Annotated in this window: 9 protein-coding genes; 3 read left to right on the top strand and 6 right to left on the bottom strand. The window is 66.4% G+C overall.

Features of this window, described 5'->3' with window-relative positions:
- Nucleotides 1–67: 67 nt before the first annotated feature.
- The 3 genes from AC1DYL_RS09125 to AC1DYL_RS09115 all read left to right on the top strand — a co-directional run bounded on the left by AC1DYL_RS09125 (nucleotide 68) and on the right by AC1DYL_RS09115 (nucleotide 6,881).
- A complete protein-coding gene (locus tag AC1DYL_RS09125) occupies nucleotides 68–1,879 on the top strand; it encodes a methyl-accepting chemotaxis protein (protein ID WP_477172899.1) in 1,812 nt (603 codons plus the stop codon).
- A gap of 195 nt (nucleotides 1,880–2,074) precedes the next feature.
- Complete coding sequence (locus AC1DYL_RS09120) at nucleotides 2,075–4,387, top strand: methyl-accepting chemotaxis protein (RefSeq protein ID WP_477172898.1); 2,313 nt, start codon at nucleotides 2,075–2,077, stop codon at nucleotides 4,385–4,387.
- Nucleotides 4,388–4,499: 112 nt separating this feature from the next.
- Nucleotides 4,500–6,881, top strand: coding sequence for a methyl-accepting chemotaxis protein (locus AC1DYL_RS09115; RefSeq protein WP_477172897.1), 2,382 nt, complete (start codon nucleotides 4,500–4,502; stop codon nucleotides 6,879–6,881).
- A gap of 211 nt (nucleotides 6,882–7,092) precedes the next feature.
- On the opposite strand, the gene AC1DYL_RS09110 is transcribed toward AC1DYL_RS09115, so the two are convergent.
- The 6 genes from AC1DYL_RS09110 to rlmH form a co-directional block, all read right to left on the bottom strand.
- Nucleotides 7,093–7,779 carry an aspartate/glutamate racemase family protein gene (locus AC1DYL_RS09110; RefSeq protein WP_477172896.1) on the bottom strand — a complete coding sequence of 229 codons (687 nt, stop codon included), beginning with the start codon at nucleotides 7,777–7,779 and terminating at the stop codon, nucleotides 7,093–7,095.
- 54 nt (nucleotides 7,780–7,833) lie between these two features.
- Nucleotides 7,834–8,358 carry an RNA pyrophosphohydrolase gene (locus AC1DYL_RS09105; RefSeq protein WP_477172895.1) on the bottom strand — a complete coding sequence of 175 codons (525 nt, stop codon included), beginning with the start codon at nucleotides 8,356–8,358 and terminating at the stop codon, nucleotides 7,834–7,836.
- Nucleotides 8,358–9,506 carry a divergent polysaccharide deacetylase family protein gene (locus AC1DYL_RS09100; RefSeq protein ID WP_477172894.1) on the bottom strand — a complete coding sequence of 383 codons (1,149 nt, stop codon included), beginning with the start codon at nucleotides 9,504–9,506 and terminating at the stop codon, nucleotides 8,358–8,360. The genes AC1DYL_RS09105 and AC1DYL_RS09100 overlap by 1 nt, the downstream gene beginning before the upstream one ends.
- 126 nt (nucleotides 9,507–9,632) lie before the next feature.
- Entirely contained in the window at nucleotides 9,633–10,991 is a 1,359-nt protein-coding gene (locus AC1DYL_RS09095) for a S41 family peptidase (RefSeq protein WP_477148186.1), read from the bottom strand.
- A gap of 6 nt (nucleotides 10,992–10,997) precedes the next feature.
- Nucleotides 10,998–12,458 carry a murein hydrolase activator EnvC family protein gene (locus AC1DYL_RS09090; protein ID WP_477172893.1) on the bottom strand — a complete coding sequence of 487 codons (1,461 nt, stop codon included), beginning with the start codon at nucleotides 12,456–12,458 and terminating at the stop codon, nucleotides 10,998–11,000.
- Nucleotides 12,459–12,575: 117 nt separating this feature from the next.
- Entirely contained in the window at nucleotides 12,576–13,055 is a 480-nt protein-coding gene (rlmH, locus tag AC1DYL_RS09085; protein ID WP_477172892.1) for a 23S rRNA (pseudouridine(1915)-N(3))-methyltransferase RlmH, read from the bottom strand.
- Between the last annotated feature and the right edge of the window lie 7 nt (nucleotides 13,056–13,062).

Below are 13,062 nucleotides of genomic sequence, written 5' to 3'. Positions count from 1 at the left end.
GGTTCTTCAAGCGGATTACGGTTGAAATCGCATCGATCGCAGAAGCGGTTTTTGGGGGCAGAAAGTCATGGGTCAATCAATTTTTGCCGGATTTTCCGGCGGTTCGCATTCGGACGACCGCAGCAAGGTCGATGCGATCATGCGAAGCCAGGCGGTGATCGAGTTCATGCTCGATGGCACCATCGTTACGGCGAACAGCAACTTCCTCGGCGCGGTGGGCTATTCGCTGGAAGAAGTGCGGGGCAAGCATCACCGGATGTTCGTCGATCCGGCGTTCTCCCAGACGGCGGAGTATGCCGAGTTCTGGCGGGCGCTGGGCGCCGGGCAGTTCCAGTCGGGCGAGTATCGCCGCTTCGGCAAGGGCGGCAGGGAGATCTGGCTGCAGGCCACTTACAACCCCATCCTCGACAAGGCAGGCAAGCCGGTCCGGGTGATCAAGTTCGCCGCCGACATCACCGAGCAGAAGAACCGCGCGGCCGACATGGCCGGGCAGGTGGCGGCGATCGGCCGGGCGCAGGCGGTAATCGAATTCAAGCTCGATGGCACCGTCATCACCGCCAACGAGAATTTCCTTGGTGCGCTGGGCTACCGGCTCGAGGAAATCCAGGGGCGGCACCACCGGATGTTCGTCGATCCGGGCTACGGCGCGAGCGCCGAGTACGATCAGTTCTGGGCGCGGCTGCGCGGCGGCGAGTTCATCTCGTCGGAGTTCAAGCGGCTGGGCAAGGACGGCAGGGAGGTCTGGATCATGGCCTCGTACAACCCGGTATTCGATGCGGCGGGCAAGCCGATGAAGGTGGTGAAGTTCGCCTCCGACATCACCGAGCGAAAGCGGTCCGAGGCGATCATCGAGTTGCTCAAGACCTCGTTGGCGCGGATGGCCGAGGGCGATCTGGGCGGATGGGTGGATACCCAGTTCACCGGGCAATATGAGGGGCTGCGGCAGGCGTTCAACGCCTCGCTGGAGCGGATCACGGAGATCATTACCTCGCTGCAGACGACGTCGCGAGCGCTGAAGACGGCGACCGGGGAGATCCTCTCGGGGGCGAACGATCTCAGCGAGCGCACCACCAAGCAGGCGGCGACGATCGAGGAGACGTCGGCCTCGATGGAGCAACTGGCCTCCACCGTCACCGAGAATGCCAAGCGCGCGGCCGATGCCTCGAACAAGGCGCAGGATGTCAGCAGGACGGCGACCGAGGGCGGCGCGGTGATGGAGAAGGCGACGGCGGCGATGGAGCGAATCACCACCTCGTCGGGCAAGATCTCCAACATCATCGGCATGATCGACGACATCGCATTCCAGACCAACCTGTTGGCGCTGAACGCATCGGTGGAAGCGGCGCGGGCCGGTGACGCCGGCAAGGGGTTCGCCGTGGTGGCGGTGGAAGTACGGCGGCTGGCGCAATCGGCGGCGAGTGCCTCAAGCGAAGTGAAGGCGCTGATCGAGCAGTCGGGCGCCGAAGTCGCCGGTGGCTCGAAGCTGGTGGCGGAGGCGGCGCAGAAGCTGGTTGCGATGCTGGAGACGGCACGCGAAAGCTCGGCCCTGATCGAGGGCATCGCCACGGCGAGCCGCGAGCAGGCTGGCGCCATCGACGAGGTGAGCTCGGCGGTGCGGGCGCTCGACGAGATGACGCAGCAGAACGCGGCGCTGGTGGAACAGACCAATGCGGCGATCGAGCAGACCGAGGGCCAGGCCAACGAGCTCGACAGGATCGTCGACGTGTTCTCGATCGACGATGTCGGCGGCGCCATGGCGCCGGTGGAGATGCCGCGCGGTCGCTCGGTCAAGGCCCTGCAGCACAAGGTGAAGGCGGCGGCCAAGAGCTATCTCAGCAATGGTAACGCCGCGATCGCCAAGGACTGGGCCGAATTCTGATCGGTACAATGCCGGTCGCGGAGCGGCGCCCTCGTTGATCCATGATGACCCCGACCACGCAGGTGGCCGGGGTCGTGCTTTGTGGGCCGAGTTCTTCTGCCTATTTTTGCAGCAGATGCCATCGTGCTTGACCGTTCCTTAACGGCGCACCGCGTTCAATGCAGTAGAAGCATTACTCGGCAGGAGCCGTTCCGCATGCGCATTCGTTCCTTGTCCCTCAAAGTGGCTCTGATGGGGGGCGCCGCGCTTGCGGCGGTCTTCGCCATCGGCATGACCGTGCTGGTGCTGCAAGTCGGCGGCACGATCGAAACGCAGACCCGCCAGCTGCAGGCCCAGACGACTACCGGCATTGCCGGCGAGGTGAAGGCCGAGCTGATGCGCGGCGAACGGGCGGCCGAGGGGATCATCACGGCGCTCGAAGGGATGCATGCGGCCGGGGTCGTGGACCGCGCGGTCTACGATGCGACCATCCGCCAGTTCCTCGAGAACAACACGAACCTGCTCGGTGCGTGGTCGGGCTGGGAGCCCAATGCGCTCGACGGCAACGATGCGGCGGCGGTCGGCAAGCCGGGGCACGACGCGACCGGGCGCTACATCCCTTACTGGAACCGCGGGTCGGGGCAGATCGTCCTCGAGGCGCTGACCGGCTACGACCAGCCGGGCGCCGGCGACTACTACCTGAAGCCCAAGGAGCTGAACCGCGTCGTCGCCATCGAGCCCTACAGCTACACGGTCGCCGGCAAGGACATGCTGATCATGTCGTTCGGCGGGCCGATCACGTCGGGCGGCAAGTATGTGGGCACTGGCGGCGTCGACCTGGCGCTGGGCGACATCAACACGCGCATGACCGATATCAAGCCGTTCGGCACCGGTCACATCATCATCGTCTCGGCGACGGGCATCGTTGTTGCGCATCCGGACGCGACGATGATCGGCAAGACTCTCGATCCGGCGGACCCGGTCAGCGTGATCTTTGCCAGCGCACTGGCAGACAATGCGGTCAAGGATGCGGACAGCACTGGCGCCGATGGCGTAGCGCTGCGCCAGACGGCGGTGCCGTTCAGTGTCGGTGGCACGGATGACCGCTGGGTGGTGATCGCCAGCGTGCCGATTGCGACGCTGGAAGCGGCGGCGACCGAAGGGCGCAACACCATTCTCGTGCTGTCGGCGCTCTGCGTCATCGTCGCCTGCACGATCCTGTTCCTGCTGCTCCGCATGCTGGTCGGCGGGCCGCTCGGCGCAATGGGCCGGACGGTCAAGACCATGGCGGAGGGCAACTACTCGGTCACGGTGCCGGAGGCGGCGCGTGTCGACGAAGTGGGTACGCTCGCTCGCGCTGTTGAGGTGTTCCGCCAGAATGGCATGAAGGTCGCCGAGATGACTGAGGCCGAGGCGGTGCGCATCGTCCGCGACCAGGAGGCGCGGGTGCAGATGATGGCGGAGCTCCAGGGTGCGTTCGGCGACGTGGTGGATGCTGCGATCGACGGCGATTTCTCGAGGCGGGTCGCCGCGGAGTTCCCCGATGCCGAGCTCAACGCATTGGCCGCGAGCGTCAATCAGCTGGTGGAGACGGTCGATCGTGGGTTGAGCGAGACCGGCGAAGTGCTGTCGGCGCTGGCACAGACCGACCTGACACATCGGGTCAACGGGCAGTACGGCGGCGCCTTCGCTCGTCTGAAGAACGACACCAACGCGGTGGCCGAACGGCTGACCGAGATCGTCGGGCAGCTGAAGGGAACGTCGCGCGGGCTGAAGACGGCGACAGGCGAGATTCTCTCGGGCGCCAACGACCTCAGCGAGCGCACCACCAAGCAGGCGGCGACGATCGAGGAGACGTCGGCGGCGATGGAGCAGCTGGCGTCGACTGTCACTGCCAATGCGCAGAACGCCCAGCAGGCGAGCGAGGCGGCGGGGCGGGTGACGCTGGCGGCCGAGCAGGGCGGCGGCGTGATGCAGCAGGCGAACGCGGCGATGGAGCGGATCACCTCGTCGTCGGGCAAGATTTCCAACATTATCGGGATGATCGACGACATCGCGTTCCAGACGAACCTCTTGGCCCTGAACGCTTCCGTCGAAGCGGCGCGGGCCGGCGACGCCGGCAAGGGCTTTGCCGTAGTGGCGGTGGAGGTGCGGCGGCTGGCCCAGTCGGCCGCCGGCGCCTCGTCCGAAGTGAAGGCGCTGATCGAGCAATCGGGGACCGAGGTCAGCACCGGGTCGCGGCTGGTGGCCGAGGCAGCGGACAAGCTCGAGGCCATCCTCGGGGCGGCGCGCTCGTCGAACCAACTGATGGAAAAGATCGCGCGCGACAGCCACGAACAGGCCTCGGCGATCGAAGAGGTGAACACCGCCGTCAGGACGATGGATGAGATGACCCAGCACAACGCGGCGCTGGTCGAGCAGACGAATGCGGCGATCGAACAGACCGAAGCGCAGGCGTCGGAGCTCGATCGGATCGTCGAGGTGTTCAACGTGGCGGACGCGAGTGCAGGGATGCGGCGGGCGGCCTGAAGCCGGCCGTTGCATGTTTAACGCGCCCTTAAATTCGGATCCCTAAGGTATGGCTCGCGCAGCAGAAGGCGCGGGCCGCCTGGCGGTCAGGACAGAAGACCTCGGGGAAAAGATGAAGGCATTCACGATCTCGCGGAAGCTGCCGCTGGTGCTGCTGGCCTCGGCTTTGTTGGTGGGCGCCGGGGTTGGCTCGGCGAGCTATCTGATCGGCTCGAGCGCGCTGGGCACGCAGGCGCGACAGAACCTCTCGACGCTGGCTTTCGAGCGCGCCAACCAGCTTGGCGCCTACATGAAGTCGGTCGAGGCCGACCTGGTCGCCACGGCGAGCGCCGATGCGACGATCCAGGCGTTGAGGGATTTCGCCGGCGCGTGGCTGCAGATCAAGGATCCTGATCCGGCGGGTGCGCTGAAGAAGGTCTATGTGGCCGACAATCCGAACACGGCCGACAAGCGGCTGCTGCTCGACACGCCCCAGACGACGCTGACCTACGCAACCCCGCACACCAAGGTGCAGCCGCATTTCCGCGAGCAGATCCTCGCGGCCGGCTATGGTGACCTTTATCTGTTCGATACCAAGGGGCTGCTGGTCTATTCGACCGCCAAGCAGGACGATTTCGCGACGAGTTTCGTCGACGGGCCCTATGCCAAGACGGGCCTCGGCGATGCCGCCCGCAAGGCGCTGGAAATCGAGTCGCCGACGGAGACGGCATTCGCAGATTTCGCCAGCTATCCCGGCGCGGCCGAGGCGATGGCGTTCTTCGCCAAGCCGGTGTTCAACGCGCAGGGCCGCAAGATCGGCGCGGTGGCCTTTCAGCTGCCGGCCAGCCGGCTTGCCCCAGTCATTGACAACCGCACCGGGCTCGGGACCAGCGGAGAGACGCTGATCGTCGGGGCGGACGGGTTCGTGCGGTCCGATTCTGCCTTCACGGCGGAGAGCGACGTTTTGACGGCGACAATCGACAGTCCAGCCATTACTGCGGCCCTCAGCGGCACCGCGTCGTCGGGCGAGCTCAAGGGTTATCGCGGCGGCACGTTCCTCGTCGCGGCGGCGCCGGTCGAGGCGCCGGGGCTCGACTGGGCACTGGCGGCGGCGATGGACGAGAACGAGGTGTTCGCGCCGATCGCCGAGATGCGGAACATGATGCTGGAGGTGGCGGCGGGGCTGCTACTGCTGGTCGCGGCGGCGGGCTTCGTGTTCGCGCGGACAATCACCCGGCCGATCACCCGGCTGACCCAGACCATGGAGCGGCTGGCCGAAGGCAAGCTCGACACTGAGGTCGCGGGCGTGGGGCGTGGCGACGAGCTGGGCGCCATGGCCAAGGCGGTGGAGATCTTCAAGGAGAATGCGCTGAAGGTCAGCCAGATGACCGAAGCCGAGGCGGTGCGCATCGTCCGCGACCAGGAGGCGCGGGTGAAGATGATGGCCGAGCTGCAGCAGGCGTTCGGCGATGTGGTCGATGCGGCGATCGACGGCGATTTCACCAGGCGCGTGGCGGCCGAGTTCCCGGATGCGGAGCTCAACACGCTGGCTGGCAGCGTCAACCAGCTGGTCGAGACGGTGGATCGCGGGTTGGGCGAGACCGGCGAGGTGCTGTCGGCACTGGCTCAGACCGACCTGACGCAGCGGGTGAACGGCGAGTATGGCGGGGCTTTCGCGCGGCTGAAGGACGATACCAATGCGGTGGCCGAGCGGCTCACCGAGATCGTCGGGCAGTTGAAGGGCACGTCGCGGTCGCTGAAGACGGCGACGGGCGAGATCCTGTCGGGGGCCAATGATCTGAGCGAGCGCACGACCCGGCAGGCGGCGACCATCGAGGAGACGTCGGCGGCGATGGAGCAGCTGGCGGCGACGGTGGGCGCCAATTCCCAGAACGCGCAAGAGGCGAGCCAGGCGGCGGGGCGGGTGACGCTGGCGGCAGAGCAGGGCGGCGTGGTGATGCAGGATGCCAACGCGGCGATGGAGCGGATCACCACCTCGTCGGGCAAGATCAGCAACATCATCGGCATGATCGACGATATCGCGTTCCAGACCAACCTGTTGGCGTTGAACGCGTCGGTGGAAGCGGCACGGGCGGGGGATGCCGGCAAGGGCTTTGCCGTGGTTGCGGTGGAAGTGCGGCGGCTGGCGCAATCGGCGGCGGGAGCCTCGAGCGAGGTGAAGGCGCTGATCGAGCAATCGGGCAGCGAAGTGAAGGCCGGCTCGCGCCTGGTGGCCGAGGCGGCGGAAAAGCTCGGGGCGATCCTCGTAGCGGCGCGCTCGTCCAATCAGCTGATGGAGAAGATCGCGCGCGACAGCCACGAGCAGGCCTCGGCGATCGAAGAGGTGAACACCGCAGTGCGGACGATGGATGAGATGACCCAGCACAACGCAGCGCTGGTCGAGGAGACCAACGCGGCGATCGAACAGACCGAGGCGCAGGCCAGCGAGCTGGATCGGATCGTCGAGGTGTTCCAGGTGGTGGAGCAGACCGGCGGGATGCGGCGGGCGGCTTGATCCGAGTCCGGGTCGGTGTGACCTATCCCGCCCACCGGCCGTCATCCCGGCGAAAGCCGGGACCCGCCGCTCAGTTGGTGGGTCTGACGGAGATCGTGCCGGTCTTTCGCTGAAGGATCGGCACTGCTAGCGTGCGCTGATCGGCCCGCGCATTGGGGTCCCGGCTTTCGCCGGGATGACGATCGAGGTTGTGGCGCTGTGGTGCCCGGTCTCAGCCCAAAGCCGCAGCCACCAAAGCCTTGGCGTGCAAATCCGTCGTGTCATAGGTCGGGAGCGGGCTGACGCTGTCGTCGATCAGCATGCAGATCTCGGTGCAGCCGAGGATCACCGCTTCGGCGCCGCGGCCCTGCAGGCGGGTGATGGCGTCGACATAGGTGCGGCGCGACTCGTCGCGGACGATGCCGAGGCAGAGCTCCTCGTAGATGATGCCGTTGAGATTGGTGATGCCGACATCGGGCGCCAGCACCTCGAGCCCGCGTGCCTCCAGTCCTTCGATGTAGAAGCGCTTTTCCATGGTGAAGCGGGTGCCGAGCAGCCCGACTTTGCCTATGCCATCGGCAATCAGCGCGTCGGCGGTGGGCGCCGAGATGTGGACGAAGGGCACGCCGAGCGCCGCAACGATCTGCGGGGCGCAGATGTGCATGGTGTTGGTGGCGAGGCCGATGACGCCGGCGCCCTGCGCTTCAAGCGATTTCCCGATGCCGGCGAGGATCTCACCGGCACCGTCCCAGTTGCCGGCCCGCTGCATTGCCTCGATGGGGGCGAAATCGACCGAGTGGACGATGACGGGGGCAGAGTGGAGGCCGCCGAGCCGGGCGGCCGTCTCGCGGTTGAGGATGGCGTAGTAGTGAGCCGTGGATTCCCAGCTCATGCCGCCGATGAGGCCGATGGTTTTCATGATCCACAGATGGCGCGGATTGGCGGGGGAGGCAAGGGTGGCCGTCTGCCTCAGCTAGCCCCTGATCCCCGCTGGCACGTCCTTGAACGCTTCGACGATCTTGAGATACGCCTCGCGCTTGAACGGGACGATCAGGTCGGGGAGCGTTTCGAGCTTTTCCCAGCGCCACTTGTCGAACTCGGCGGGATGCGCGCCGCCACCGGGGTTGAGGACGTCGATGTCGCTGTCCTTGCCGGTGAAGCGGAAGGCGAACCAGCGCTGGCGCTGGCCGCGGTACTTACCCTTGAGCGCGATGCCGAGCGCCTCGTCGGGGAGATCGTAATAGATCCACTCGGGGGCTTCGGCGATCAGCTCGACCGAACGGATCGAGGTTTCCTCGAACAGTTCGCGATAGGCGGTGTCGACAGGCTTTTCGCCCTTGTCGATGCCGCCCTGCGGCATCTGCCAGGGAGAATCGGCCTCGGACGTGACCTCCGGGTTGTCGGCGGGCATGCGGCGGCCGACGAAAACCAAGCCTTCGGCGTTGAACACGGCAGTGCCGACGCAATCGCGATAGGGTAGCTCTTCGCGCTTGGGCATTACTTGTCTCCCATCAGGGCGCTGGCCGGCACGATCTCGAAACCGCGCTCGGCGAGGCCGGCGGCCCACTCGGTAACGGCTTCGACGGAGACCGGCAAGGCCGAGACGATGCCGATGGCGGAGCCGTTGTCGCGCGCCTGCTTTTCTAGCGCGGTGAGGGCGGCGAGAATGGGGCCGCGGGCGGGATTGGCGTCGATCATGGCGTCGACGCGGTTGAACGGCACGCGGTTGGCGCGCGCCAGTTGCGGGGCAAGTGAGCGGTTGGAGGAGCCGTCGTCGAGATAACCGAGGCCGCGGGCGCCGAGCTCTTCCATCATCGGGCCGAAATCGGCGCCGGAGGCGGTAAAGCGGGCGCCCATGTTGTTGATCAGCCCGACATAGCCGGAGAAGCTGCTCATTACCTTGAACAGCTTGGTGAGGTTGTCGCGCGGCGCCCGCCCGGTGAGCAGGGTATCCGGGCCCGGATCGTTCTCGGGGTAATCGAAAGGCTCGAGCGGCACTTCGAGGAAGATCTCGTGACCGTCGGCACGGGCTTCGCCGACCGTGCGTTCGAGGGTCTTGCCATAGGGGGCGAAGGCCAGCGTCACGTCTTCGGGCAGCTTGGCGATGGCGTCGAGCGTACCGTCGAGGTTGAGACCGAGGCCGGAGACGACGATGGCGATCTGCGGCTTGCCGCCTGAGGTGGCCGGTGTGTCGGATGGACGCGAGTAGGCGTCGAACGGCCGAATACCCGTGCCGGAGACACGGGGGATGGGGCCGAACTCGGTGTCCTCGAGCAGCTCCGGATCGGTCGTGGCGGGATCGGCGATCGCCATCTCGACGGGATCGGCCGGCGCGGTGACGGTTTCGGCCGGGAACATCTCGGGGTCGGCGGTGATGGTCACTTCGCTCGGGCTGGCGACGGCGCCGGCGACACTGTTGGAAGGGGTGGCGCCGGCGATATCGACGGTGGCGCTCGGGCGGCCGCCATCGGGATCGTCGACCAGCATGATGCGGGCGGTGACGCCAAGGCCGATCAGCGCGACGAGGCCGATGGCGATGCGGGTGACGGGGATGTGGCGCCGGAGCGGCGCACCGCCGGTGGCGGCCTGGGCGGCCTTGGCCTGCCGGGCCTTGCGGCGAACGAGGGGCGCGCTGAGGTCGCTCATATGGTCGGGGCCTTCATCCCAGATCACGGGAATCGAACGGGGCGGCGAATCGGGCCGCCCCGGGTCAGGCTCATTGTGTGTCGGGCAAAGGGTAAGGAAGCGTTAACCCTGTTGCGGAGTTTGCTCTCAGCCGGCGGACTTGGGCGGGAAGGCGGCGTTGGTCTCGAGGCCGTCGATGAGCTTGATGGCGTATTGCAGCTGGTTGTCCTTGTCCTTTTCGGCAGGGACATAGACGGAGGAGCCGACGGTTGCCTTCTCCTCGGTGCCACCGCCGATTTCGCCAGGCAGCGCCGCTTCGCCGATGATCTCGTCGCGGCCCTTGAACTCCTCGGGGACGTCCTGGGTGATCAGGATGTCGGGCTGGATGCCGGAGGCCTGGATCGAGCGATTGTTCGGGGTGTAGTAGCGGGCCGTGGTCAGGCGCATGGCACCATCGGCGCCAAGCGGGATGATCGACTGCACCGAACCCTTGCCGAACGAGCGGGTGCCCACCAGGGTCGCCCGCTTGTGGTCCTGCAGCGCGCCGGCAACGATCTCGGCCGCCGAGGCCGAGCCGCCATTGATCAGCACCACCATCGGCACATCGGCGAGCTTCTTGTCGAGCGCGTCGGGCTTGGCGTCGTAGCGCGAGCTTTCGCTGTCGATGCGGCCGCGGGTCAGCACCACGGCGCCCTGCGGCAGGAAGGCATCGGAGACGAACACGGCCTGGTCGACGAGGCCGCCCGGATTGTTGCGCAAATCGAGGATGATGCCCTTGGGGGGCTTGCCGTCACGCGCCTTGTAGATGTCGTCGACGGCCTTCTGGATGCCGACGAAGGCCTGCTCGGAGAAGCGGGCGAGGCGGATGACGCCGACATCGCCTTCCATGGTCATGCGGGCGGCGCGGGTGGCGATGATGTCGCGGGTGAGCTCGAATTTCAGCGGCTCGGTGACGCCTTCGCGGACCACCGTGACGGTGATCTTCGAACCAACCTGGCCGCGCATCTTTTCGACCGCCTGGTCGAGCGTCAGGCCCTGGACCTGGGTGCCGTCGAGCTCGACGATGAAGTCGTTGGCGAGGATGCCGGCCTTGGCCGCGGGAGTGTCATCGATGGGCGAGACCACCTTGATGACCCCGTCTTCCATCTGCACTTCGATGCCGAGACCGCCGAACTGGCCGGTAGTGTCTTCCTGCACGTCGGAATACTCGACCGGCTCCATGTAGCCCGAATGCGGGTCGAGCGAGGTGAGCATGCCCTGGAGCGCCGCGTGGATGAGCTTTCGCTCATCGGGCGCTTCGACATATTCGGCGCGGATGCGGTCGAACACTTCGCCGAACAGGTCGAGATCGGAGTAAACCTCGTCGGAGGTGCGCGGCGCACTGGCGGGAACGGCTGCGTCGGCTGCCGGCGGCGTCTGGTCCTGCGCAATCAGTGGAGCACAGGCGAGCCCGAGCGTGAACACGGCAGCCATCGAAGCGACTATGCGGAGGGGCGTCAAACGCATCAAATTCTATCCACTCTGGGTTGGAACCGAAGCCACCGACCACCATCCCGTGGGGTCGACGGGTTCATTGTTCTTTCGCATTTCAATATAGAGGGTCGGGCGGGAGACACCAGCACTGGTCGCGACGGTACGGCCAATTGTCTGTGATCCCATAGAGCCGACGGGTTCTCCCATCATCACGAACTGGCCGATCTGCACATCGACCTTGTCCAGTCCGGCCAAAAGGATGGTGTAGTCCTGTCCTGCATTGAGGATGACGATTTGGCCATAATTGAGGTAGTCGCCCTGGAACAGCACCCAGCCATCGGCGGGTGAGACCACCTGGGCGTCGGCGCGAGTGACCACGGAGAGGCCGCGCGAAATGCCGCCGAAGCCGTCGCCGGCGCCATAATCGATCACCGTGACGCCGCTCGAGGGCATGGTGAGGAAGCCCTTGGCCTGGGCGAACGGCACCGCCGGCTCGGTCCGGTTGGTGTTGGCGAGAGCGAGGCGGACCGTGTCCTGGTCGAGCATCGGCGTGCTGCCGCCGGCATTGGCGGTGGCGGTGGCCTCGGCAGCGGTAGCGACGGCAGCGGCGCGCTTCTGCAGGTCGTCGATCAGCTGCTTGAGCGAGGTTGCCTTGTCAGCCAGGGCCTGGGCCTCGGCCTCTTCGGCGGCGAGCGCCGTGGTGGCGCGGTTTTCGTTTTCCTTGCGGGCGGCAATCAGCGTGCCGATCCGCAGCTGCTCTTCCTCGAGGATTTCGAGGTTGGCTTCGAGCTTGCCCTGCTGTTCGAGGGCATCGGCCTTGATCTGGCCGAGCTTGGTCAGGTCGGCCATCACGGTGTCGGCCTTCTTCTGCAGCTCGGGCAGGATGGCAGAGATGAGGATCGCCGAGCGGGCGGAACCCAGCGCGTCGGACGGGTTGACGATCAGCGCCGGAGGCGGGTTGCGGGAGATGCGCTCGAGCGCCGCGAGGACGTTGGAGATGTTGTTGTCGGCGCCATCGAGCCGGCCGCGGACTTCGAGTTCCTGGACGATCAGGTCGCCGAGCTTGTCCTCGAGCGCCGCGATGTCGGTTTCGGCGCGCTTCACCCGTTCGGCGGCGGCGATCAGGGCGGCATTCTGCTTGTTGCGATCGCCCTGCATGTCGGCGATCTCTTTTTTCAGCGCGTCGGCCCGCTCTTTGGTGACGGAGATCGAGGCCTCGATCTCGGTGAGCGCCTTCTGCTGCTCGGCCATTGCCGGATCGACTGGCGGGGCCAGCGGCTCGACACTATCGACGGAAGGGCGGAGGTTGAGGTCGGTGGTGGATGGCGTGGCCCCGGCCGGCGTAGCGTCGGGGGCGGCCGGTGTTGCGGCGGGAGCTGCATCGGGTGCGGTAGCGGGCGCTTCCGGCGTCGCCTGTTGGGCGAGCGCGGCGGTGGCAAGCGCCAGCGCCAGAATGGCGCCTCCGGCGATTGCACGTCTCGACCAGCCCTTTGCCGGCATCAAACTTCCACGTCCACCCGAATCATGATCACGCGACCATAGCGCAGAGGCCGATAGTCCGGGGGTTTGTCTTTTGAATGGCGACGAATGTCGTGGGCCACAGCCTCGATGTGGGGCTCATTCCCGGTGGTACGGGTGGCCCGACAATATCGTGGTGGTCCGATAGAGCTGCTCGGCCAGCATGATGCGGACCAGCTGGTGCGGCCAGGTGAGGGGGGAGAAGCTCAGCGTCAGGTCGGTTTCGCGCACGAAGGCGGGATCGAGACCGTCAGCGCCGCCGATGATGAAGCTGACGGCTGCGCGGCCGTCGTCGCGCCAGCGGGCAAGCTGCTGCGCGAAGGCCGGCGATGGCATGGTCCTGCCGTGCTCGTCGAGCGCGATGCGGATCCCTTCAGGAAGGGCGGCGCGGAGAGTTGCGGCCTCGTCGGCTTTGCGGCCGTCGCTGGTGGTGGCGCGGGATTCAGCGAATTCGAGCACGTCGAAACCGGTCAGCGCAAGAGGCTTTCCCGATGCCTTGGCGCGATCGAGATAGCGCGCGACGAGTTCACGCTCGGGGCCCTGCTTCATACGGCCGATGGCGGCAATCGCGATGCGCAAGGCGAGG

This window comes from Devosia sp. P1_H9 (assembly GCF_056405135.1).
The sequence above is the reverse complement of the archived record's forward strand: the minus strand, read 5'-3'. Positions and strand labels throughout refer to the sequence as shown.